The sequence below is a fragment of the Streptomyces sp. NBC_00259 genome (genome assembly GCF_036181745.1).
GTDB classification, from domain to species: domain Bacteria; phylum Actinomycetota; class Actinomycetes; order Streptomycetales; family Streptomycetaceae; genus Streptomyces; species Streptomyces pratisoli.
In genome coordinates, this window is sequence record NZ_CP108080.1 from 2,208,971 (window position 1) to 2,232,277 (window position 23,307).

21 protein-coding genes and 1 pseudogene are annotated in these 23,307 nt (G+C 72.3%); 14 read left to right on the forward strand and 8 right to left on the reverse strand.

What is annotated here, in order from left to right; translation table 11 throughout:
* The first annotated feature begins 121 nt into the window (after window positions 1-121).
* Entirely contained in the window at window positions 122-790 is a 669-nt protein-coding gene (locus OG766_RS09905) for a biliverdin-producing heme oxygenase (RefSeq protein WP_266378073.1), read from the forward strand.
* Between the two features lie 48 nt (window positions 791-838).
* On the opposite strand, the gene OG766_RS09910 is transcribed toward OG766_RS09905, so the two are convergent.
* A complete protein-coding gene (locus OG766_RS09910; protein WP_266374592.1) occupies window positions 839-1,501 on the reverse strand; it encodes a PhzF family phenazine biosynthesis protein in 663 nt (220 codons plus the stop codon).
* Between the two features lie 91 nt (window positions 1,502-1,592).
* Window positions 1,593-3,113, reverse strand: a complete 1,521-nt coding sequence (locus OG766_RS09915) for an HtaA domain-containing protein (RefSeq protein WP_328725059.1) — start codon at window positions 3,111-3,113, stop codon at window positions 1,593-1,595.
* Window positions 3,114-3,319: 206 nt separating this feature from the next.
* Between OG766_RS09915 and OG766_RS09920 the strand changes: the two are divergent.
* From OG766_RS09920 to OG766_RS09950, 7 genes and pseudogenes are all read left to right on the forward strand, one after another.
* Window positions 3,320-4,012, forward strand: a pseudogene (locus OG766_RS09920) (heme/hemin ABC transporter substrate-binding protein); the annotation flags it as partial.
* Between the two features lie 41 nt (window positions 4,013-4,053).
* A complete protein-coding gene (locus OG766_RS09925; protein WP_328727454.1) occupies window positions 4,054-5,130 on the forward strand; it encodes a FecCD family ABC transporter permease in 1,077 nt (358 codons plus the stop codon).
* Window positions 5,131-5,176: 46 nt separating this feature from the next.
* Window positions 5,177-6,010: a heme ABC transporter ATP-binding protein gene (locus OG766_RS09930; protein ID WP_328725060.1), complete on the forward strand. Its 834-nt coding sequence runs from the start codon at window positions 5,177-5,179 to the stop codon at window positions 6,008-6,010.
* Window positions 6,011-6,190: 180 nt separating this feature from the next.
* Window positions 6,191-7,342 carry an iron uptake system protein EfeO gene (gene efeO / locus OG766_RS09935; protein ID WP_328725061.1) on the forward strand — a complete coding sequence of 384 codons (1,152 nt, stop codon included), beginning with the start codon at window positions 6,191-6,193 and terminating at the stop codon, window positions 7,340-7,342.
* 29 nt (window positions 7,343-7,371) lie between these two features.
* Window positions 7,372-8,655 carry an iron uptake transporter deferrochelatase/peroxidase subunit gene (gene efeB, locus OG766_RS09940; RefSeq protein ID WP_328727455.1) on the forward strand — a complete coding sequence of 428 codons (1,284 nt, stop codon included), beginning with the start codon at window positions 7,372-7,374 and terminating at the stop codon, window positions 8,653-8,655.
* Between the two features lie 16 nt (window positions 8,656-8,671).
* On the forward strand, window positions 8,672-9,637 hold the full coding sequence (efeU, locus tag OG766_RS09945) for an iron uptake transporter permease EfeU (protein ID WP_328725062.1): 966 nt from the start codon (window positions 8,672-8,674) through the stop codon (window positions 9,635-9,637).
* Entirely contained in the window at window positions 9,525-10,505 is a 981-nt protein-coding gene (locus OG766_RS09950; RefSeq protein ID WP_328727456.1) for a hypothetical protein, read from the forward strand. The genes efeU and OG766_RS09950 overlap by 113 nt, the downstream gene beginning before the upstream one ends.
* Before the next feature lie 114 nt (window positions 10,506-10,619).
* Here the strand turns inward: OG766_RS09950 and OG766_RS09955 are convergent, their stop codons facing one another.
* Both OG766_RS09955 and OG766_RS09960 read right to left on the reverse strand, forming a co-directional pair.
* A complete protein-coding gene (locus OG766_RS09955; RefSeq protein WP_266374586.1) occupies window positions 10,620-11,381 on the reverse strand; it encodes a bifunctional DNA primase/polymerase in 762 nt (253 codons plus the stop codon).
* A gap of 127 nt (window positions 11,382-11,508) precedes the next feature.
* The gene (locus OG766_RS09960; protein WP_266374585.1) at window positions 11,509-12,114 is read right to left on the reverse strand and encodes a TetR/AcrR family transcriptional regulator; all 606 of its coding nucleotides are present in this window, start codon (window positions 12,112-12,114) and stop codon (window positions 11,509-11,511) included.
* A gap of 231 nt (window positions 12,115-12,345) precedes the next feature.
* Between OG766_RS09960 and ddaH the strand changes: the two genes are divergently transcribed.
* Window positions 12,346-13,191 carry a dimethylargininase gene (gene ddaH / locus OG766_RS09965; RefSeq protein WP_340369268.1) on the forward strand — a complete coding sequence of 282 codons (846 nt, stop codon included), beginning with the start codon at window positions 12,346-12,348 and terminating at the stop codon, window positions 13,189-13,191.
* A 55-nt stretch (window positions 13,192-13,246) separates the two neighbouring features.
* Here ddaH and OG766_RS09970 read toward each other — a convergent pair whose 3' ends face one another.
* Window positions 13,247-14,230, reverse strand: coding sequence for a small ribosomal subunit Rsm22 family protein (locus OG766_RS09970; protein WP_266374584.1), 984 nt, complete (start codon window positions 14,228-14,230; stop codon window positions 13,247-13,249).
* A gap of 154 nt (window positions 14,231-14,384) precedes the next feature.
* On the opposite strand from OG766_RS09970, the gene OG766_RS09975 reads away from it, so the two are divergent.
* Window positions 14,385-15,713 (forward strand): hypothetical protein, encoded by a 1,329-nt coding sequence (locus OG766_RS09975; protein ID WP_328725063.1) that lies wholly within the window; start codon window positions 14,385-14,387, stop codon window positions 15,711-15,713.
* Window positions 15,714-15,748: 35 nt separating this feature from the next.
* Here OG766_RS09975 and OG766_RS09980 read toward each other — a convergent pair whose 3' ends face one another.
* The gene (locus OG766_RS09980) at window positions 15,749-17,050 is read right to left on the reverse strand and encodes a multidrug effflux MFS transporter (protein ID WP_423247171.1); all 1,302 of its coding nucleotides are present in this window, start codon (window positions 17,048-17,050) and stop codon (window positions 15,749-15,751) included.
* 194 nt (window positions 17,051-17,244) lie between these two features.
* On the opposite strand from OG766_RS09980, the gene OG766_RS09985 reads away from it, so the two are divergent.
* Entirely contained in the window at window positions 17,245-18,258 is a 1,014-nt protein-coding gene (locus OG766_RS09985; RefSeq protein WP_328725065.1) for a Gfo/Idh/MocA family protein, read from the forward strand.
* Here OG766_RS09985 and OG766_RS09990 read toward each other — a convergent pair.
* Entirely contained in the window at window positions 18,245-19,936 is a 1,692-nt protein-coding gene (locus OG766_RS09990) for an alkaline phosphatase D family protein (protein WP_328725066.1), read from the reverse strand. The genes OG766_RS09985 and OG766_RS09990 overlap by 14 nt on opposite strands.
* Window positions 19,937-20,070: 134 nt before the next feature.
* Here OG766_RS09990 and OG766_RS09995 point away from each other — a divergent pair, with 134 nt between their 5' ends.
* Entirely contained in the window at window positions 20,071-20,829 is a 759-nt protein-coding gene (locus OG766_RS09995) for an SDR family oxidoreductase (protein ID WP_328725067.1), read from the forward strand.
* Between the two features lie 118 nt (window positions 20,830-20,947).
* A complete protein-coding gene (locus OG766_RS10000; protein WP_328725069.1) occupies window positions 20,948-21,805 on the forward strand; it encodes a PhzF family phenazine biosynthesis isomerase in 858 nt (285 codons plus the stop codon).
* A gap of 184 nt (window positions 21,806-21,989) precedes the next feature.
* On the opposite strand, the gene OG766_RS10005 is transcribed toward OG766_RS10000, so the two are convergent.
* On the reverse strand, window positions 21,990-22,313 hold the full coding sequence (locus OG766_RS10005; RefSeq protein ID WP_266374576.1) for a nuclear transport factor 2 family protein: 324 nt from the start codon (window positions 22,311-22,313) through the stop codon (window positions 21,990-21,992).
* Between the two features lie 303 nt (window positions 22,314-22,616).
* Here OG766_RS10005 and OG766_RS10010 point away from each other — a divergent pair, with 303 nt between their 5' ends.
* Window positions 22,617-23,081 carry a hypothetical protein gene (locus OG766_RS10010; RefSeq protein ID WP_266374575.1) on the forward strand — a complete coding sequence of 155 codons (465 nt, stop codon included), beginning with the start codon at window positions 22,617-22,619 and terminating at the stop codon, window positions 23,079-23,081.
* Window positions 23,082-23,307 lie beyond the last annotated feature (226 nt).

Here is a 23,307-nt window from a genome sequence, read left to right on the forward strand (position 1 = left end):
GGATCGCGGGTAGCGTTTTTACCGACAGGTCGTCGGGAACCAGTTGACTTAGGTAAGCCTAAGTAGCAGGATCCTACTGGTTCCCGTCCCCATCGGTCCCCGGAGGCCCGCCTTGGACACGCTGGACACGCCCTTCTCGACCCTGATCCGCGTCGCGTCGCACGAGCAGCACACCGAGGCGGAGACGTCGACCTTCATGAGCGACCTGCTGGGCGGCCGGCTCGCGGTGGACGCGTTCACGCGCTACACGGAGCAGCTGTGGTTCGTGTACCGGGCGCTGGAGGACGCCGCCGGGACGCTCCGGGAGGACCCCGTCGCCGGCCCCTTCATCCAGCCGGAGCTGTTCCGTACGGCCGAGCTGGAGCGCGATCTGCGGCATCTGCGGGGCGCGGACTGGCGCGACGGTGTCCAGGCGCTGCCCGCGACGGCGGCGTACGCGGCGCGGGTCGAGGAGTGCGCCCGCACCTGGCCCGCGGGCTATGTGGCCCACCACTACACCCGCTATCTCGGGGACCTCTCCGGCGGCCAGATCATCCGCGACAAGGCGGAGCGGACCTGGGGCTTCGAGCGCAAGGGCGACGGCGTGCGCTTCTACGTCTTCGAGCAGATCGCCAACCCGGCCGCGTTCAAGCGGGGTTACCGGGAACTGCTCGACCAGGTGAACGCGAACGACCTGGAGAAGCAGCGGATCATCGACGAGTGCAAGCGCGCCTTCGACTTCAACGGCGCGGTGTTCCGCGAGCTGGGCCAGGCCTACGCCCCGGACAGCAGGGGCCCGCTCATCGCCTAGGTCGGGTGACGGCCCAGGGCATGTCCGGTCGGTCACCGGCCGGCCGGATCAGCGGGCGGCGAGGCGTACGCGGCCGCCCAGTTCGATCGTGCCGTCGGGGCCGGGTGCCGTGAGGATCTGCGAGCCCCGGCCCTGCGTGATGTTCAGCGCCCTGCCCAGTTGTGCGGTGAGCAGCAGCGCCGCGGCGCCGGTCGCCTCGTCCTCGTCGATACCGTCGCCCCTCCCGGGAAACGCCCGGGCGCGGACCCGGCCGGCGGCTTCGTCCTCCCACGCCCAGGCGTAGATCCACTCGCCGGGCGGCGGCACCTCCAGTGCGTCGACCTCGGCGGCCGACCCGTACCGGCGCAGGCTGCGCGGCGGCGCCCACTCGGCACGCGCGGTGATCCAGGTGAACTCGCCGTCGGAGCGGGCCCATACCTCGCCCGCGGGCGGGTTCACCCACTCCAGGTCCAGCAACCAGGCCACTCCGACGAGCGGATGCCCGGCGAACGGCAGCCGCAGCGTGGGGGTGTAGATGTCGACGGTTCCGCGCTCGGGGTCGTCGACGAACACCGTCTCGCTGAAGCCCAGTTCGGCGGCCAGCTCCTGCCGGGACTTCTCGTCGGGGTACGGGCGCCCGTCGCGTACGACGCCGAGGGCGTTGCCGTGGCGGCCGTCGCCTGCGCAGAAGACATGGAGGACGTCGAGGCCGCGGGGTCGTTCGTGGGTCACTCCGGCATTCAAGCATCCCGGTCGGGGCGTGCACGGCAGGGCCGCATCCGTCCGGGCGACGGATGCGGCCCTGCCACGGGAGGGGTGGGACTCAGACCTGGGCGGCCCGGCGGCGGACGACGAGGACGAAGCCCGCTCCGGTGGCGGCGATCGCGCCCGACGCGGCGAGGAGGGCGCCCGCGGGGACCTCGGAGCCGGTGCTGGCGAGGGCGCCGGATCCGCCCACGGAGCCACCGCCCACGGAACCTCCGGCCGTGCCGCCGCCGGCCGCACCGCCGGTGGCCGAGCCGCCCGTGCTGCCGCCGCTCGACGAGCCACCGGACGTGGTGGGCAGTTCGGCGTCCTCGTCGAGGGTGAGCGCCACCGTCACCGGGTCGATGACGGTGCCGGGCGGGTAGAACTCCTCGCCGTTCGGGCCGGCGAACTGCGCGGCGCCGTCCTTGGTGAGCTTGGCCGGGACGTTCTTGAGCGTGACGACACCGTCCATGGCGTTGTAGTCGGCCCCGGAGAGGTCGAGGTCGGCGAACGTCACGTCGTTCTTGGTGCCCTTGAGGGTGGTGACGTCCACGACGAGCCTTCCGGACGTGCCGGTCGCCTTCACCCTGACGTCGCTGACGGTCCAGTTGATGCCGTGCGCGGCGCACTCGAACAGGACGCTGCCGACGAAGCCCGCGTCGGCGGTGCGGGCCGCCTGGTCGAGCTCGGCCCTGCCGAACCCGAAGTCGTAGACCTGGCCGTTCCTGGTGGCACCGCCGGCCGGCGTGATGTCTCCGCCGCAGGTGTTGTCCACGTAGGTGCGCCACGACTCCTTGACGCCCCACGTCAGCCTGCCGTTGAGGACCTTGCCGGGCGCCTGGGTGGTGGAGGGGGTGGTGGTCGGCTTCGTGGTCGCGCTCGGGGTCGGGGACGGCGTGGTGGCGGTCGGCGTGGGAGTCGGGTCCGGGCTGGGGGGCGGGGTGACGGCCTTGACGGTGAGCGTGGCCGGGTCGAGCGCGTCGCCCTCCTTGTAGAAGCCGGCGAAGGCGTCGGCACCGGCCTTCGTCAGTTTCGCCGGGATGTCCTTGAAGACCATGGCGCCGCCGGTGCCCTGGCCCGGTCGTACGCCGGTCATGTCGAGCGCGGCGATGGCGATGTCGTTCTTCGAATCGACGGTGCCGTCCATCTTCTTCGCCACGACGTCCGCGGTGATCTCGCCGGTGGGGGCGGCGGAGCCCTTGGTGGCGAGCTTCACGTCGGACATCGTGATGTCGAGGGCGCCGTCGTGCCCGGTGAAGTGCACGCTGCCCTTGAACGCGTTGGCGGTGGCGTGCGTCCCGGTGTCGTAGGTGCCGGTGCCGTCCACGAAGGTGAACACGCCGTTGTCCGGGGCCTGCTTGGCGCCGTCCGCCACGGTGATCCTGCCGTGCGCGACGGGCGACAGGAGGTACTTGCGGAACGACTCCTTGAAGCCCCAGTCCAGCGTGCCGTCCTTCAGCTCCAGCGTGGGCGCGGGCGCCGCTGCCGCGGGGGCTTTCTCCGCCGCGAGGGCGGGCAGGGCGAGAGCGGCGGCGCCGAGGGCGGCGGCCGTGGCCACGGCGGAGGCGAGTGCTATGGGGCGGGCATTGGCTGGCATGGTCGGGATCTCCTCGAAGGCATGGTGGGCCGGGGTCGGTCGGTGCGGGAAACCGCTGGATCCGGGGGGGATCCGTCTATGCGGTGGGATCGGTGGTCGTGGTGGCGCCGGTGTCCGCCGGGGCGGAGGCAGCGGACGCGGTACGGCGGCGGCGGACGGCGTACACGGCGATCGCGGCGACGACGAGCGCACCCGCTCCGGCCGGCGCCGCCGGCCTGCCGGTGGTGACGCGTGCGCACGACGTCTCGGCGGAGAGCGTGCTGTCGCTGAAGCCGACGGTCGTCCTCGCCGACACCTCCACCGGACCGGCGGAGGCCGTCGCACAGATACGGGACGCCGGGATCCCGCTGGTCGTGGTGGAGCCCGCCAAGAGCCTCGCGGACGTCGGGTCGCGGATCGGCACGGTCGCGGCGGCGCTCGGTGTGACCCCGGCCGGCGATGCCCTGAAGGCCCGTACGCAGCAGCGGATCGACGCCGTGCGGATGGAGATCCCGGCGCCGGCGAAGGACGGCGGGAAGCCGCGGGTGGCGTTCCTCTACGTGCGCGGCTCGGCGGCCGTCTATCTCCTGGGCGGGGCGGAGTCCGGGGCGAGTTCGCTGCTGGAGGCGGCCGGGGCGGTCGACGCGGGCAAGGAGTCCGGGCTGACGAAGGACTTCACCCCGATCACCAGCGAGGCGCTCGCGAAGGCCGCGCCGGACGCGATCCTCGTCATGAGCAAGGGCCTCGACTCCGTGGGCGGGGTCGACGGCCTGGTGAAGATCCCCGGAGTCGCCGAGACACCGGCCGGAATGGACCGCAGGGTGGTCTCGATCGAGGACGGGGTGCTGCTGAACTACGGGCCGCGCACCGACCAGGTGCTGAGTTCGCTGGTGGGGCAGTTGTACGGGAACGTGAAGTGACGGCCTCGACGGCTCCGGTGCCGTCCACCGGCACGACACCCCTGGAGCCGCCCGACTCACCCCCGCACCCGTCCCCGCACAGGGGTGCCCGGCGCGGCGCCGCGTACGTCCTCACCATCGGCCTCGCCGGTGCGCTGCTCCTGCTGTGTCTGCTGTCCGCCGGGCTCGGGGCCTACGACCTCCCCCTCGGGGACGTTCTCGCCTCCGTCCAGCACCGGATCGGTCTCGGCGGACATCCGCTGGACCGGGCCGCGGAGAGCGTCCTGTGGAACATCCGGCTGCCGCGGGTCGTCCTCGCGCTCCTCGTCGGGGCGTCGCTGGGATGCGCGGGCGCGCTCATGCAGGGCGTGTTCGGCAATCCGCTGGCCGAGCCGGGGGTCATCGGGATCTCGTCGGGCGCGGCGGTGGAGGCGGTCGGGGCGATCGCGCTGGGACTGAGCTTCTTCGGCGGCTGGACGGTGACGGTCTGCGCGTTCGTGTCCGGGCTCGGCACGGTGCTGCTGGTGTACGCGGTGTCGCGTTCCGGCGGCCGTACGGAGGTCGTGACGCTGATCCTCACCGGGATCGCGGTGAACGCGTTCGCCGGGGCGACGATCGGGCTCTTCGTGTTCTTCGCGGACAACGCGCAGATCACCCAGATCACCTTCTGGCAGCTCGGCTCGCTGGCGCAGGCGACGTGGCCGAAGGTGCTCGCGGTGCTGCCGTTCGCGGTGGCCGGCCTGATCGTCGCGCCGCTGTACGCCCGCAGGCTCGACCTCCTCTCGCTCGGTGAACGCCCGGCCAGGCACCTGGGGGTGGAGGTGGAGCGGCTGCGCGTGGTGCTGATCCTGGTGGTGGCGCTGCTCACGGCGGCGGCGGTCGCGGTGTCGGGCATCATCACCTTCGTCGGACTGCTCGTCCCCCACCTCCTGCGCATGGCGAACGGTCCCGGGCACCGTTTCCTGGTCCCGGGCAGCGCGCTCGGCGGCGCGGTGGTCCTGGTCGCGGGCGACCTCGCCGCCCGCACGGTCGCGGCCCCCGCGGAACTCCCGCTCGGGGTCCTGACGGCGCTGTTCGGCAGCCCCTTCTTCTTCTGGCTCCTGCGCAGGACGCGCCGTACCCAGGGCGGCTGGGCGTGACCCTTCCCACCGGCCCACCCCTCCCCCGCACACAAGGCGGTTCCGCGTGATCAACGTGCTTCTTCCACGGCGGGGTCGGGATCTGCCGCCCCGCCCCTCTCCCGGAGACCTGCTCGCGGAGGCCCGTGGGCTACGGGTCAGGCTCGGGCAGCGGGAGGTGGTGGCCGGCGTCGGTCTCAGGGTGTGCGCGGGGGAGGTCGTCGCGCTGGTCGGCCCCAACGGGGCCGGGAAGTCGACGCTGCTGAGTGCGCTCGGCGGGGATGTCGCGCCGGCCGCGGGTGAGGTGCGCGTCGGCGGACGGCCCGCGCCGGACTGGTCCGCGCCGGAGCTCGCGCTGCGTCGCGCCGTCCTGCCGCAGGCCGCCACGCTGTCGTTCCCGTTCCCCGTCGAGGACGTCGTGCGGATGGGCCGCGCGCCCTGGGCGGGTACCGCCCGCGAGGACGAGGACGACGCGGCGGTCGGGGCCGCGATGGCGGCGACCGAGACCGCCGAGTTCGCCGCCCGGCCGTTCTCCGCGCTGTCCGGCGGTGAGCGCGCCCGTGTCGCGCTGGCCCGCGTACTCGCCCAGCGGGCACCGCTGTTGCTGCTGGACGAGCCGACCGCCGCGCTCGATCTGCGCCACCAGGAACTGGTCCTGCGCATCTGCCACGAACGGGCCGCCGCGGGCGACGCGGTCGTCGTCGTCCTGCACGACCTCGGCCTCGCCGCGGCGTACGCCGACCGCGTCGCCGTGCTCCGCGGCGGGCATCTCGCCGCGGAGGGCCGGCCCGCCGAGGTGCTCCGGGACGAACTGCTCAGCGACGTCTACCGGCAGCCGGTCGAGGTCCTGCCGCATCCCCGCACAGGGACGCCGCTCGTCCTGCCGAAACGTGACGCTTGACCAGCACTTGACCCGCCCGAGGGGGGCTCATGGCCGAGCCGTTACTGCCTCGTTTCCTCCACCGGAAGGTGAGAGCTGAATCACTGGACGAGCAGGTACCGATCAGGTAAGGCTCGGTTAAGTTAGGCCCGCCTCACCAGCCACCACCCCACACGTTCCCGTCCTTCCGTGGAGCCCGTTATGCGACCCGCCCGCCTCTCCGTCGTCACCGCCGTCGCCGCCGTGACCGCTCTCACCGCCGTCACGGGCTGCGCAGAGAAGAGCGACGCCAAGGGCGGCGGCCACGACGCCATCGCCGTCACCGCGAAGGACGACTCCTGCGAGGTGTCCAAGAAGGAGTTCCCGGCCGGGCACGTCCAGTTGGACATCGAGAACAAGGGCTCCAAGGTCACCGAGGTCTACATCCTCTTCCCCGACGACCGCATCGTCACCGAGCGCGAGAACATCGGCCCGGGCACCAAGGCGAGCCTCACGGCCGAGGTGAAGGCCGGTGACTACGAGATCGCCTGCAAGCCCGGCATGAAGGGCGACGGCATCCGCCAACAGGTCAAGGCGACGGGCGGCAACGCCGCCAAGCGCTCCCCGGAGATGGACGAGGCGGTCGCCCGGTACCGCACGTACGTGCAGCAGCAGGCCGACGAGACGCTGCCGAAGGTGAAGGTGTTCACCGACGCCGTCCGCGCCGGCGACATCGAGGCGGCGAAGAAGGCGTACGCGGACTCCCGGATCGGCTGGGAGCGCACCGAGCCGGTCGCCGAGTCGTTCGGCGACATCGACCCGAAGGTCGACCTCCGCGAGGACGGCGTGGCGGATCTGAAGCCGGGCGAGAAGTGGACCGGCTGGCACCGCCTGGAGAAGGCCCTGTGGCAGGACAAGAAGCTCGGCGCCGAGGAGAAGACGTTCGCCGACACGCTCGACAAGGACCTCGCGGACTGGGTGAAGCGCGTCGGCACCGCCGAGATCACGCCCACATCGATGGCGAACGGCGCCAAGGAACTCCTCGACGAGGTCGCCACCGGCAAGGTCACGGGTGAGGAGGAGCGTTACTCCCACACCGACCTGGTCGACTTCAAGGCGAACGTCGAGGGCGCGCAGAAGTCGTACGAGCTGCTGAAGCCGGTCGCGTCGAAGAACGACCCGCAGCTGGTCGCCGAGCTCGACAAGCAGTTCGCCGCGCTGAACGGGCTGCTCGACAAGTACCGCACGGACAAGGCCTCGTACGTCTTCACCTCGTACGACAAGGTCGACGGGGCGCAGCGCAAGGAGCTGTCCGACGGTGTGAACGCCCTGGCCGAGCCGCTCTCCAAGCTCGCCGCGGCCGTGGTCAAGTAAGGGGAGGGGACACGATGGCCGAGGACACGATGGCCGAGGACACCACGGACCGGACCGGGCCGGCACAAGCCGCCGCGACCCCGGCCGCACCCTCGCGGCGCGCCCTGCTCGGCTGGGGCGGTGCCGGGCTCGCGTTCGGTGCCGCCGCGGCCGGCGGCACGGTCGCGGCCGTGACGGGCGGCGGTGAGGACCGGACCGTACCCGCCGCCATGAGCGGTGCGGCGGTGCCGTTCCACGGGACGCACCAGGCCGGCATCGCCACCGCCGTGCAGGACCGGCTGCACTTCGCGTCCTTCGACGTGAAGACCGAGGACCGCGCGGAGCTGGTCCGGCTGCTGAAGGACTGGACACGGGCCGCCGAGCGGATGACGGCCGGGCAGGCCGTCGGCGACGGCGCCTACGGCGGTCTCGCCGAGGCGCCGCCGGACGACACCGGTGAGGCGCTGGGCCTGAAGCCCTCCCGGCTCACGCTCACCATCGGCTTCGGCCCCGCCCTCTTCGACGGCCGCTTCGGGCTGAAGGAGCACAGGCCGGCGGCCCTCGTCGAGCTGCCCAGGTTCAAGGGCGACAACCTCGATCCGGCGCGCAGCGGCGGCGATCTGTGCGTCCAGGCGTGCGCGGACGATCCGCAGGTCGCGGTGCACGCGATCCGCAATCTCGCCCGGATCGGCTTCGGCAAGGTCGCGGTCCGCTGGTCGCAACTGGGCTTCGGCAAGACGTCGTCGACGACGCCCGAGGAGCAGACGCCGCGCAACATGATGGGCTTCAAGGACGGCACCCGGAACATCTCGGGCACGGACTCCGCGGCCCTGGACCGGCATGTGTGGGTGTCGCGGAAGGACGGCCCGGCCTGGATGGCGGACGGTTCGTACCTCGTGGCCCGCCGGATCCGGATGAACATCGAGACCTGGGACCGTACGTCGCTGCAGGAGCAGGAGGACATCTTCGGCCGCGACAAGGGCGAGGGCGCCCCGGTCGGCAGGGCCAAGGAGCGCGACGAGCCGTTCCTGCCCGCCATGCTGCCGACGGCGCACGTGCGCCTCGCGCATCCCGACACCAACGGCGGGGCGAGGCTGCTGCGCCGTGGCTACTCCTTCACGGACGGCACGGACGGTCTCGGCCGGCTCGACGCGGGCCTGTTCTTCCTCGCCTACCAGCGGGACGTCGAGGCGGGCTTCGTGCCGGTGCAGCGGAGTCTCGCCGCGAGCGACGACCTCAACGAGTACATCCAGCACGTGGGTTCGGCGCTGTTCGCGATCCCGCCGGGCGTCCGGGACGAGGACGACTGGTGGGGCCGGGCGCTGTTCTCCTGAGCGGAAGGAACCCTCTGTGTTCGGCAACTATCTGATCGGCCTGCGCGAGGGGCTGGAGGCCGGTCTGGTCGTCTGCATCCTCGTCGCGTATCTCGTGAAGACGGACCGCCGGGACGCCCTGAAACCGATCTGGATCGGTGTCGGGGTGGCCTGCGCCGTGTCGCTCGCGTTCGGCGCCGCCCTCGAATTCGGCTCGCAGGAGCTGACGTTCGAGGCGCAGGAGCTGCTCGGCGGCTCCCTGTCGATCGTCGCGGTCGGCCTGGTCACCTGGATGGTCTTCTGGATGCGGCGCACCGCGCGGCATCTGAAGGCCGAGCTCCACGGCAGACTGGACACCGCGCTGCAGATGGGCACGGGTGCGCTGGTCGTCACGGCGTTCCTGGCGGTGGGCCGGGAGGGTCTGGAGACGGCGCTGTTCGTCTGGGCGTCGGTGCGCGCGGCCACGGACGCGAGCGGCTCGTCGGGCCCGCTGACCGGGGTGCTGCTCGGGATCGCGTCCGCGGTGCTGCTGAGCTGGCTGTTCTACCGGGGCGCGCTGCGGATCAATCTGTCGAGGTTCTTCACCTGGACGGGCGGGATGCTGGTCGTCGTTGCCGCCGGTGTGTTCGCGTACGGCGTGCACGACCTGCAGGAGGCCCGGTTCCTGGGCGGTCTCGCGGACAAGGCGTTCGACATCAGCGCCACGATTCCGCCGGACAGCTGGTACGGCACCCTGCTGAAGGGTGTGTTCAACTTCCAGCCGGACCCGACGGTCCTCCAGGTCACGGTGTGGGCGCTGTATCTGATCCCGACGCTCGCACTGTTCCTGGCCCCGGTAGGGTTCGGACGGTCAGTGCGGGGCGAGGAGCAGAAGGCAACCGATGAGCAGGCTGGGTCGGGCGGCGACGGGGCTCGCGGCAGTGACGGTGCTGTCGCTGGCGGCGAGCGGGTGCGTGACGGTTCACGGCGAGCTGGAGGTCGTACCGTCCGCGACGAAGGCTGAGGCCGCGCAGGCGCTGAAGGACTTCACCGCCGCGTACAACAGGGCGGACAAGGCCTACGATCCCGCGCTCAACGCGGGCCGGGTCACGGGTGCGCTCGGAGCGATCAACCAGGCGGGGCTGAAGGCGCGCAGCATCACGACGCCGGGCGGCAATCCGCAGCACCGTCCGCTGGAGCTGACGGACGCGACGTTCCACGTCCCGAAGAAGGCGGGCTGGCCGCGCTGGTTCCTGGCGGACGTCGACAGCAACCGCGACACCGACTCCGGCGATCAGGACACCCGCTGGCTGATGGTGTTCGTCAAGAACGGCAAGAACCAGCTGTGGGAGGCCGCGTATCTGGCGATCGTGTCGCCGGGTTCGGTGCCGAAGTTCCTCACCGACAAGGACGGTTGGGTGGAGCCGGTGGCCGCGGACTCCGCGCGGACGGCGGTCGCGCCGCGGGACCTGAGCGAGGAGTACGCCTCGTACCTGCAGACCGGCAAGCCGGAGCACTTCGCCCAAGGCACGCACACGACCGGGTGGCGGCAGGCGCGCGAGCAGAACGAGCGGCGTCCGGGGCTGCAGACGCAGTACGTCGACCAGGCGCTGGACACCGGGGACTTCGCGCCGCTGGGGCTGGCCACGGAGGACGGCGGGGCGCTGGTGTTCTTCGCGCTGCGCTACTTCGACCAGCAGACGGCGGCGAAGGGCTATCGGCCCAAGGTCGGCCCGGATGTGCGGGCGCTGCTGTCCGGGCAGGTGAACCGCACGCTCACGAAGGAGTGGGTGTCCAGCCAGGCGGTCATGCTGGCGCCGAGCGGTGGGACCGGTCCGTCGGTGCGGATCGTGAGCAGGCTGCAGGGTGTGACGTCGGCGAAGGGGTCCTGAGCCCCCCCCCGGCCGGTGCCCGGGCTCCTGGGACCCCGGCCCGTGCCCGTGCCCGGGCTTCCAGGCCCCCGGCCGGTGCCCGGCCGACGGCGCCCGCAGGCCAGGGGGACGTCCTCAGCGGCTCAGCGGCCACGCCACCGAGTGGTGGTCCAGGCCCTGCGAGTCCGCCTCCTGCGCGTACTTCGTGCAGGCGTCGGCGAGCGCCTCCAGCAGCGTCAGCGGGTCCGGCAGCGGATGCTCCGGGCCGCGCGCCCAGCTGATGACGACGTCGTCGGCAAGTCGCGCGGGCGGTACGAGGACATAGCTGCCGCGGCTGTGCCAGCGAAGGCCGGGATGCTCGTCCATCGTCTCGGGATGGCAGTCCAGTTCACAGGGCCACCACTCGTCCTCGACCTCGGGAGTGCCGCGGGTGGCGGTGAAGAACAGCATCCGCCCGTCACCCGACTCGGCGACCGGTCCGACGTCGATGCCCTCCGCGAGCAGCCGCTCCAGGGCGGCACGGCCGGCTTCCAGCGGTACGTCGAGGACGTCGTGGACCATGCCGGTCGCGGTGATGAAGTTGGCCTCGGGCTGGTCGTCCGCCCAGCGCTCGATCGTGTCGCGGTCGGTCGTGGACTGGGTCTGCCACGCGAACGAGACGGGATGCCGGGCCGGAGTGGGACAGCCGATGCGCTCACAGGAACAGCTGTAGCCCGCGGGGTACGCGGCGGGCGCGAGCGGCAGTCCGGCGGCGGCGGTGGCGAGGAGCAGGTCCAGACGGGCCGATTCGCCCTCGGCGGCGTCCTCCCGGGGGCGTCTGCGCAGCCACTGCGGCAGCCGGTTCTCCCAGGACAGCCTGCTCTCCGTGCCGCGGTAGCGGCCGATACCGTCGCCCATCTATCCCCTCACACCTCAATGCTCGCCCCGGTCCGCGCGGTGGAACCGCGCATCGACGCTGGTGCCATCGTCCCACCATCGGGCGCGCCCGGCCGCCGCACCCCCCGATCGAGTGGCCGCTTCCTGGTCAGGGCCGGGGCGCGAGGCCGTACAGCGCGTACTCGACGACCTCGTCCGCGTACGCGTGGGTGAGCGGGAGGGTCCGCAGCAGCCAGCGGTGCGCGAGGGGTCCGACGAGGAGTTCCAGGGCGATACGGGGGTCGACGCCGGCGCGTACGTGGCCGGCGTCCTGGGCGCTGCGCAGTCGGTGCACGTACAGCTGGAGCTGCGGTTCGAGGAGTCTGCCGACGAACTCGGCGGCGAGCCCGGGATCGACGACGCTCTCCGCCGCGAGGGCGCGGGCGGGGGCGTCGTAGGGCGGGGAGTTGAGCTCGTCGACGGTGGCGCGCATCACGAGCTTGAGGTCCGCCTCCAGGTCACCGGTGTCGGGGATCAGGGGCTCGCCCTGCGCGGCCTGCTCGGCGACGTCGAGGAAGGCTTCGAGCAGGACCGCGGCCTTGGAGGGCCACCAGCGGTAGATGGTCTGCTTGCCGACCCCGGCGCGGGCGGCGATACCCTCGATCGTCGTCCTGGCGTATCCGGTCTCGCCGACGAGGGCGAGGGCGGCCTCGTAGATGGCGCGACGGGAGCGCTCGCTGCGGCGGGAGGAGTCGGGCTTCTTGCTCTCGGCCATGGACTCAATCTAGCAACAAACGCGACGATACGTATCGTCTTGGTCGACCCGCGCACCGCCTGGATCCGGCCGGATTCCCGCCGGTTCCCGCCCCGTTCCCGACCGGTTCCCGCAGCGCCCCTGCTCGGGCCGGGGTGACGACCGGGTGACCACTGGCGTACGTCTGATGAACCACCCGTTCGGATCACAGCGCGACGGCCGCGGACGACGCACCATGGCTCCAGCACAACTGTGCGCCCAGACGCTCGTGAGGAGCCCGCATTGCCTCGTGACGCCAGATCCCGCCGCTACCTGATGTGCCCACCCACGCACTTCGAGGTGACGTACTCCATCAACCCCTGGATGGACCCCGGGAAGCCCGTCGACCTGTCACTGGCGCTGGCCCAGTGGGAGGACCTGCACGACCGCTACCGCGCGCTCGGCCACACCGTGGAACTGCTGGAGCCCCGCGAGGACCTGCCCGACATGGTCTTCGCCGCGAACGGCGCGACCGTCGTCGACGGACGGGTGCTCGGCGCGCGCTTCGCGTACCGGGAACGGACCGCGGAGGCCGAGGAGCACCTGGAGTGGTTCCGCGCCCACGGCTTCACCGAGATCCACGAGCCCTCGCACGTCAACGAGGGCGAGGGCGACTTCGCGGTGACCTCGGCGTATCTGCTGGCGGGGCGGGGCTTCCGGTCCAGCTCGCTCGCCCACGACGAGGCGCAGGAGTTCTTCGGGCGACCGGTGATCGGGCTGGACCTGGTGGACCCGCGCTACTACCACCTGGACACCGCGCTGTCCGTCCTCGACGACGAGACGAACGAGATCATGTACTACCCCGGCGCGTTCTCCCCCGGCAGCCGCGCCGTCCTCGCCCGCCTCTTCCCCGACGCCCTCATCGCCCGCGAGGCGGACGCGGCGGCCTTCGGACTCAACGCGGTGAGCGACGGCCGCCACGTCCTGCTCCCCCAGGCGGCCCTGGGCCTCTTCGAGCCCCTGCGGGCCCGTGGCTTCGAGCCGATCGGGCTGGACACGGGCGAGCTGCTGAAGGGCGGCGGCAGCGTCAAGTGCTGTACGCAGGAGCTGCGCCCCTGACCCGCCCGCGGGGAGGGTACGGAGTCACCCCGTGCCCCCCGCACCGTGCCACCGGTCAGTCCGCCGGAGGCGGGGGCCAGGCGTCGCCCCAGGAGGCGTCGCGGGCCGCGCGGTACAGCGCGCCGTGGCGTTTGGAGATCGTCTCGCGGTGGAGGGTTTCGTCGGAGGCGCAGAGCTCCAGCAGGACCTGGCCCTTGCGGATCTGCGGCCTGCGGGTCACCCGGGCCGGCGCCGGAGCCACCGGGAACCGTGTCGCGGCGACGTAGCTGAACTTCTCGTCCTCGTACGGCAGCGACCCGCCCTTCACCCGGCGGTGCAGCGACGACCTGCTCACCCGCGCGGCGAAGTGGCACCAGTCGGTGCCCGGCACGATCGGGCAGCGCTCGCTGTGCGGGCACGGCGCCGCCACCCGCAGCCCGGCCCCGATCAGCTGGTCGCGTGCCGCGATGATCCGCTCGTAGCCGTCCGGTGTGCCCGGCTCGACGATCAGGACCGCCTGCCCCGCCGCCGCGGCCTGGCCGACGACCGCCGTCCGGTCCGCCTCGTCGAGTTCCTTCAGCACGTACGAGACCGTGATCAGGTCCGCCGGCTCCAGCCGCATCGCGTCACCGATCCGCGCCCGCTGCCACCGCGCGCCCCGCAGCGCCGCGGAGTCCGCGCCCGCCGCCAGTTCGCGCCCGAGCGCCAGCGCTGGCTCGGCCCAGTCGAGCACGGTGGTGCGGTGCCCGCCCTCGGGCCAGGCGTCGGCGACGGCCCAGCTCGCCGCGCCCGTACCGCCGCCGATGTCGGTGTGCGTCGCGGGCACCCACGAGGGCGCCGCCGCCCGGAGCGCCGCGAGCGCGGACCGTACCGCCTCGAACGTCGCCGGCATCCGGTACGCGGCGTACGCGGCGACGTCCGCGCGGTCGCGCAGCACCGGCGCGTCGGTCGGTGTGTCCCCCCGGTAGCTGGCGATCAGCCGCTCCACGGCCTGGGCGGCACGCCCCTGCGGCAGACCGTCGAGAAGGTCGGCGAGGGCATCGGGGAGGGTGGTGTTCACCGGCAAATTCTAGGCATGGATCGGCTCACCCGCCCGTGCCGAACCGAGAAGGAACGACGACAGGGCCGAACTCCTCGGCGCACCCCGCCAGTTGCTAACCTGACGGCCGTTGTCCGACGGCCGTCGCGCGGCGGCAGTGCTCATCGGGGGGACCATGGGACAGAGGGTCGTACGCATGGCCCTGGTGGCCGGTATCGCCGTACTCGCGCTGATCCTGCTGCTCGCCACCTGCGGCGGCGAAGGCGGCAAGGACGGCGGGGACGACGAACCCGGCGGGAAACCGAAGAAGCCGGTGAAGCGGAGCACCGGCCCGGCCACGCAGCTCACCGTCCCCGGCGCGTACGACACCGCCAGGGGCTGGGAGATCTCCGACGCCTCCCCGGACCACGCCCTCGCCCGTGAGACCGGGCTGATCGCCTACCTCGAACGGGTGAAGGACGACCGTTTCCGGCTGCGCACGCTGAGCGCCCGCAGCGGCCGGCCCGACTGGTCGGGCGAGCCGTTCTTCCCGCTGGCCGGCCCGGAGAACTTCCCGCAGCTGCTGTCCGTCACGAAGGACAGCCGGCAGTTCTTCGTCGTGTGGTCCTACGGGAAGACCGGGCGCGACTCCCCCACCCCCACCGGCACCTTCGTCTCCGTCGACATCTACGACGCCGCGGACGGCTCCCGGCAGCGCGTCGAGGTGCCCTGGACCGGTGCGCCGACGGTCTCCGGCGCCGGGCCGGGCGTCCTCATCGGCGACGGGGGCGCCCGCAGCGCGGTCGTCGACCCGGACAGCGGCGAGGTGTCCCTGGTCGCGCCGAAGGACCTGCGCCCTCCGAAGGGCTGCGTCACCTGCCGGCAGCTGACGGAGGTCCACGGGCTCACCGCGAAGGGGCTACTGGTGGGCGGTGCCCGGGAGTTCTGGGTGCGCGACGGGTGGTTCAGCCGGAACGTCGCGCCGCCCGGCGCGGACCGCGCGTACGGCGTGCCGGTGTCCCTGGCCTCCGACCGGCTGCTGGTGCGCTGGCACAAGGCGAAGGGCGGCAAGCGTGCCGCCACCCATGACATCTGGGCGGTGCACGACGCCGCCTCCGGAAAGCCCCTGGCGACGACCGAATGCCGCAAACCGGTCATCGCGCCGGGTGAGTATCCGCAGGCCGTGCTCTCCCCCGCGCAGCGCTATCTGATCGCCGGGAACCTCGCCTTCGATCTGGAGGAGCGGACCGGCCGGTGCTTCGAGGAGGCCGACGGCACACGACCGCTGACCCTGACGACGGTGACCGACGAGGGCCTCGCGTACGGGGCGATGAACTCGCGCGGCCCGGCGGACGCACTGGCCGGCGGCGGGGTGCCGCACGAGGTGGATCTCGCGACGGGCGTGCCGGAGCCCCTCTCCCTCAACACCCGGCTGCCGGGCGCGGAGGCCTCGGGAGTGGGTGTCTTCCGCTGGACGGACACGCGGGACCGGCTGCATCTGATCGGTTACGTACGCAGGAGCTAGCTCCGGCGGACGGTCACGTACGCCGGAGCCGGTTTCTATGAGCTCTGCGTGCTCTGCGCGATCTTTGTGATCTGTGCGCTCGGTGCGCGCCACGGCCGGCACAGGCCGAGGAAGCAGGCCACCGCGCCCAGCGCGCACACCAGCTGGACCACGGCCATCGGTACGGCCGTGGCCTCGCCCGCGATCCCGACGAGCGGCGAGGCGATCGCGCCGACGAGGAACGAGGACGTGCCGAGCAGGGCGGACGCCGAACCCGCGGCGTGCGGGGCGCGCATCAGGGCCTGGGCGTTCGTGTTCGGCATCGCGAGACCCATCGCGGACATCAGCACGAACAGGCCCGCCGCCACGGGAGCGAGTCCGACCTCGCCGAAGACGCCCGTCGTCATCAGCAGCAGGGCGAGCGCCGCGAGCGCGATCGTGACGAGCCCGAAGCCGAGGGCCTTGTCGAGGCTCACCCGGCCCACCAGCAGCTTGCCGTTGATCTGGCCGACCGCGACCAGGCCGATCGAGTTGAGCCCGAAGAGCAGGCTGAAGGTCTGCGGCGAGGCGCCGTAGATCTCCTGGACGACGAACGGCGAGGCCGAGATGTAGGCGAAGAGCGCGGCGAAGGCGAGACCGCCCGCCAGTACGTAGCCGGTGAAGACCCGGTCGGTGAGCAGCCCGCGCATGGTGTGCAGAGCCTCGACGACGCCGCCGCTGTGCCGCCGTTCGCGCGGCAGTGTCTCGTGCAGCCACTTCGCGACGACGAGGGTGAGCAGTACGCCGATGACGGTGAGGACGTGGAAGACGCCGCGCCAGTCCGTGACGCGGAGGATCTGGGCACCGAGGAGCGGCCCGACGATCGGGGCCACCCCGGAGATCAGCATCAGGGTGGAGAAGAAGCGCGCCATCTCGATGCCGTCGTAGAGGTCACGGACGACGGCGCGGGCGATGACGATCCCGGCGGCTCCGGCCAGGCCCTGGAGCAGCCGGAACGCGATGAGCATCTCGGCGCCCGTCGCGAGGGCGCAGGCCGCGGTGGCCACGACGTACACGACCATGCCGACGAGCAGCGGCCGGCGGCGGCCCCATTTGTCGCTCATGGGGCCGACGACGAGCTGCCCGAAAGCCATGCCGGCGAGGCAGGCGGTGAGGGTGAGCTGGATCGTCGCGGCGGGCGCGTGGAGTGCTCCGGTGACCTCCGGCAGGGCCGGGAGGTACATGTCCATGGACAGCGGCGGCAGGGCGGTGAGCCCGCCGAGCACGAGGGTGACGAGGAGGCCGGCGCGGCGCGCGGCGACGCCGGATGCCAGAGCCGGGGCCGGGGTCTGCACCGGGTCCACGGTCGGGGTCTGCATCGGGTCCGGGGCCTGCATGGGGTCCGGGGCCGCGGTCTGCATCGGGGCCGGGGTCGGGGCCGCGTCGACGGTCGGTATGTGTCCTTGCGTACGGGTCGGGCCGCTCTCCGGCATCAACTGCTCCTGTTCTGGACGTCGCCGCCCCCTATGCTCTCAGCTCGTCCGGAGTGGTCGAGACCTTTTCGAGGTGGGACATGGCTGACACGGTGCGGTGGGGTGTGCTGGCGACCGGAGGGATCGCGGCCTCGTTCACGGCGGCCCTGAAGACGATGCCGGACGCGGAGGTCGTCGCGGTGGCGTCCCGTACGGAGGCGTCGGCGCGGGCCTTCGCCGAGCGGTTCGGCATACCGAAGGCGTACGGCGACTGGGACATGCTCGCCGCCGACGAGGACGTGGACGTCGTGTACGTCGCGACGCCGCACTCGGCGCACCGCGCGGCCGCCGGGCTGTGCCTGGAGGCGGGAAAGGCGGTGCTGTGCGAGAAGGCGTTCACGCTGAACACCGCCGAGGCGGCGGAGCTGGTGGCGCTCGCCCGCTCGCGTGGCCTGTTCCTGATGGAGGCCATGTGGATGTACTGCAATCCGGTGGTCAGGCGGCTGGCGGAGCTGGTGCGCGACGGTGCGATCGGCGAGGTCCGCACGGTGCAGGCGGACTTCGGGCTCGCCGGTCCGTTCACTGCGGACCACCGGCTGCGGGACCCGGAGCTCGGCGGCGGGGCGCTGCTCGATCTCGGGGTGTACCCGGTGTCGTTCGCGCAGCTGCTGCTGGGTGAGCCCGATCACGTACAGGCGCATGCGCTGCTCTCCGACGAGGGTGTCGACCTGAACACGGGGATGCTGCTGGGCTGGTCGGACCCGGGGGCGTCGGCGCTGCTGTCCTGCTCGGTCGTCGCGGACACTCCGATGACGGCTGCGGTGACGGGGTCGGCGGGCCGGATCGAGCTGCCGCGCGGCTTCTTCTTCCCGGAGCGGTTCGTGCTGCACCGGGACGGCCGCGACCCGGAGGAGTACGCGCCCGGCAACGACCGGCAGTCGCTGCGGTACGAGGCGGCGGAGGTGATGCGGTGCCTGCGGGCGGGCGAGACCGAGTCGCCGCTGGTGCCGCTGGACGGTTCGCTGGCGGTGATGCGGACGCTCGACGCGGTACGGGACCGCATCGGCGTCCGCTATCCACAGGAACTGGCGCGGGCCGCCGCTACGCCGGCGTGAGGCCCGGGTTGCCGGCCTCCGTCACGAAGGACGCGGCCGTGGTGACGGGCGCGCCCGGCGTCGTCACCGCGGCGACCGTCCGGAAGTCGGCGCGGGCCTGCCCGGTGGTGAGCGTGACCGTCACATAGCCGCGGCGGCCGTTGTAGAACTTCATGTGCGGGTTGGCCTGGGTGAGGTTGTCCCAGTTGGCGGGCTTGTCGGCGCCGTCCTTGCCGCTGCTGATCGAGGTGGCGACGAATTCGGTGCCGACGGTCCGGGACGCCGGGTCGTCGAAGTCCTTCTTCAGGTCGAAGGCGTAGCCGACGTGGACGTCGCCGGTGAGGACGACGAGGTTGTCGACGCCCGCGGCCTCGGCTCCGTCGAGGATCCGTTCGCGGGAGGCGGGGTAGCCGTCCCAGGCGTCCATGGAGAGCTTGTAGGCGGCGCTCGGGACGTCGCGCCGCTGGGCGAAGGTGACCTGCTGGGGAACGACGTTCCACAGGGCGTTCGACGCCTGCCAGCCGTCGAGCAGCCACCGCTCCTGCGTCGCGCCGGTGATGGTGCGGGCCGGGTCCTCGGACTCGGGGCCGGGGACCTGCCAGCCGTCGCCGTACGCCTGGTTCGAGCGGTACTGGCGGGTGTCGAGTACGTCGAACTGGGCGAGCCGCCCGAACGTCAGCCGGCGGTAGAGCCGCATGTCCGGCCCTTCGGGCTGCTGGGGCCTGCGCAGCGGCTGGTTCTCCCAGTAGGCCCGGTAGGCGGCGGCGCGGCGCAGCAGGAACTCCTCCGGCGGGACGTCGTTCTCGGGCGTCTCGTCGGCGTAGTTGTTCTCGGTCTCGTGGTCGTCCCAGGTGACGACGAAGGGGTGCGCGGCGTGCGCGGCCCGCAGGTCCTCGTCGCTGCGGTAGAGGCCGTAGCGCAGCCGGTAGTCCTCGAGGGTGATGGTCTCGCGGTTGAAGTGGGCGGGCAGCCGGCGGTCGGTGTGGTTGCGGGCGCCGCCGACGGCGTTGACGGCGTACTCGTAGAGGTAGTCGCCGAGGTGGAAAACGATGTCGAGGTCCTCGTCGGCGAGGTGCTTGTACGCGGTGAAGTACCCGTCGTGGTACGCCTGGCAGGAGACGGCGGCGAGCTTCAGCTCGGAGATCCGGGCGCCCGCCCTGGGAGCGGTGCGGGTGCGGCCGGTGGGGCTGGTCCAGGTGCCGGCGCGGAAGCGGTAGTAGTAGACGCGGTCGGCGTCGAGTCCGGCGACCTCGACGTGCACGCTGTGGTCGAACTCGGGGTGGGCGGTGGCCCGTCCGCGTCTGGCGATGCGGGTGAAGCGGTCGTCGTGGGCGAGTTCCCACGCGACCTGGACGCGCGCCCTGGGCAGGCCGCTGCCGGGCTCGTACGGACGGGTCGCCAGGCGGGTCCAGAGCAGTACGGAGCCGGGCAGCGGGTCGCCGGACGCGACGCCGAGGGTGAACGGGTCCTCGGTGATCTTCCTGGCGTCGAGTTCGGCGGCGGCCGCGGTACCGGCGGCCGGCAGGTTCACGGCGAACGCGAGCGCGGCGGCGGCACCGGTGACGGTGAGGAACCGGCGGCGGCCCAGATGCCGGGCGGCGGCGCGGAACTCGTCGGGGTGCCGGTGGGCGGGTGCCGGTGCCGAAACCTGTGGCGAAACCTGTGCGGACGCCTGTGCGGATACCTGTGCGGGTGTCATGTGCCCCTCCCCTGACAGCTGTTGTCAGTTCGCATTGGAGTGGGAGGCGACGTCGTCTGGTTGTCGGGTACACAACATCCGCGTGTCGGACGGATGAGAACCGGGTACGGGGCTCTGCCGTACGCTGCGGCGCCATGGACGCAGAACGCAGAAGTGCGGTGGTGACGGGCGCGGGTTCGGGGATCGGCCGGAGCGTCGCGCTGGCGCTCGCGGACGCCGGCTGGTCGGTGGCGCTGGCCGGCCGGCGGGCCGAGGCGCTCCAGGCGACGGCGTCGCTCGCGGGCGGCACGGCGGACATGCTGCCCGTCCCCACCGACGTCACGTCCCCGGACGAGGTCACGGCCCTCTTCTCGGCGGTGCGCGAGCGCTACGGGCGCGTGGACCTGCTCTTCAACAACGCGGGCACGTTCGGGCCGGGCGGGGTGGCGCTGGAGGACCTCAGCCCCGAGGCGTGGCGCCACGTCGTGGACGTCAACCTGACGGGGTCGTTCCTGTGTGCCCAGGCGGCGTTCCGGCTGATGAAGGCCCAGTCCCCGCAGGGCGGGCGCATCATCAACAACGGCTCCGTCTCCGCGCACGCACCGCGCCCCGACTCCGTGGCCTACACGGCGACGAAGCACGCCATGACCGGCCTGACCAAGTCCCTCTCCCTGGACGGCCGCCCGTACCGCATCGCGTGCGGCCAGATCGACATCGGCAACGCGGCCACCGAGATGACGGCCCGTATGCAGACGGGCGTCCTCCAGGCCGACGGCCGGCTCGCGGCCGAGCCGTTGATGGACGCGGCGGACGTGGCCCGGGTCGTGGTCCAGATGGCGGACCTGCCACTGGAGGCGAACGTCCAGTTCGCGACGGTGATGGCCACGACGATGCCGTTCATCGGCCGCGGCTGACGCGCCTCCGGGAAGCGACCGAGCGATCCGGGCGACCGGGTGGCGGGGGTGGCCCGGGTGGCCTGGGTGGCCTGGGTGGCCTGGGAACACGTCGCGACGGTGGGGCGTTGGGGCGGGCATGACGAATGACGCGCCACGGGTCGACGTACTGCGATACACCGCGTTCTCCACGGATCCCTCGGGCGGCAACCCCGCCGGCGTCGTTCTCGACGCCTCCGCCCTGGACGACGCCGGCATGCTGGCCATCGCCGCCGAGCTGGGGTACTCGGAATCCGCGTTCCTGACCGCGGAGAACGAGCGGACCTACCGCATCCGCTACTTCAGCCCGAGGGCCGAGGTGCCGTTCTGCGGGCACGCCACCGTCGCCAGTGCCGTCGCGCTCGCGGAGCGGACCGGGCCCGGGAGGCTGGAGTTCATGACGCGCGCCGGCCGGGTGCCGGTGGAGGTGGCCGAGGAGGCCGGCACGTACCGGGCCACGCTCTCGAGTGTCGAACCGCGGGTCGAGGACATCGGCGCCGACGATCTCGCCGAGGCGCTCGCCGCGCTCGACTGGGCGAGCCCGGGGGATCTGGACCCGGCGTTCCCGCCCCGGGTCGCCTTCGCCGGCGCCCGTCACCTCGTGCTCGCCGCGGCGACCCGCGCACGCCTCGCGGACCTCTCGTACGACTTCGCCCGCCTCGAAGCGCTGATGCACCGGCTGGACCTCACCACCGTGCAACTGGTGTGGCGGGAGTCGCCCACGGTCTTCCACGTCCGCGACCCGTTCCCCGTCGGCGGGGTCGTGGAGGACCCGGCGACCGGCGCCGCGGCCGCCGCGTTCGGGGCGTACCTGCGCGAGCTGGGCCTCGCCCCCGAGGACGCCGTCGTCACCCTCCACCAGGGGGAGGACCTCGGCCGTCCCGGCGAGCTCACGGTGACGCTGTACGCGGGCGACCCCCGGGTCCACGTGAGCGGGGCCGGTACGCGCATCGGCTGATCCCGCAGTGGCCGGAGGTCTTGCCGGCACTGCCCGTGACGGCGACGACGCGGGCGGCGGAACGCCCGCGTGCATCACGCTACCGACGACAGCTCAGGCATACCGCAATCAGCCAACCACACTTCGATACAGGCGAGTTGAGATGCCGAACGGCGCCGGCACCCGGTTCCCCCAAGGCGACGGGTCACGCCTGGCCGGTGTCGAAGCGCGCGATCTTCTCGCCCTGGACGGTGAACTTCCACTTCGTCCGCATCTCGCCCCACGTCTCGTTGCGGTAGCGGGCCACGAGGTCGCGCCCGTCGGCCGACTGCGACTCGACCTCCATGTGACCGCGCGAGGAGAAGATCTCCTTGTCGGTCCAGGCGACGAGATCCCGGTCCGAGCCGTCGTCGGACATGGTCGCGTCCGGTGTGAGGACCGCCAGGAAGGCGTCACGGTCACCGGAGTTGAGGGCCTTGACGAAGGCGCGCACGGCGGGGTCGTTGAGCTGGTCGGGGCGGATGGTCATGAGGGCCTCCGGGTACGGGGTGTGCCGCACGCGACACTCGACTGCGTACCTCACCCGTACACCAACGCGCTGTCCGTCCCGCGGACTTTGGCCCACCCGCGGCGCGTCACCCGGCGCCACCCACCGCCCGTACCTGGCGGCCGGAAGTGACCGTTACATGCCAACAATCACGGCACACGGCCTTGCTTTCTCGGGGACCCCCTGCCCCAATGACAACCGTCACCCGGCTGCCCCACCAGTCTTCGGTGGCCGCAGCCCGGCGACGCCATCCCGTGCACCCCCACACACGAAGGCGGCACCCCCATGAAGCACCGCACACTCGGCATCGGCACGGCCCTCTTGGCCGCGACGGCCGCCGGCACGCTCGCCATGGCCCCCGCGGCCCACGCGGTCGACCCGACGACGGCGACCCTGTCGTTCGACTGCGGCTCCTTCGGCTCCGGCGAAGCCACGCTCACGGCCACCCAGGACGGCACGGCCGCGACGATCAGCCTCTCCACCTCCGCCATCACGTCGCCGTTCACCATCTCGGCGAACTCGGTGAAGTCGACCCTCACGCTGACCAAGAACGGCTCCGGCACGACGACGTTCACCGGCAACGCCAACCCGGAGATCCCGGCCGGCGGCGCCGTCTCCACCGGGCCGCTGAACGGCACCGTCGCCACGGGCGACAGCCTGGAGGCGACGTCCCTCACGGTCGTGGTCTTCGGCATCACGGCGACCTGCAACGCGACCTCGCCGCAGAACCCCGGCCCGTTCGTCTTCTGACGGCTGGGGCACTCCACCGCCCGCCCGGTCCCGCCGGGGCCTGGCCGGGCCCGTCCCCGCCGGGGCCCGTCACCACTCCCGCGATGTCACCGCTCACACACGGGCGGTGACATCGCCCGGGATGCCCTGGAGCCGGACCGGGCCCGGGATGCCCAGGAGCCTGACCGGGCCCGGGATGCCCAGGAGCCTGACCGACTTAGTATGAATTGCGGGGGCAGGGAGCGAC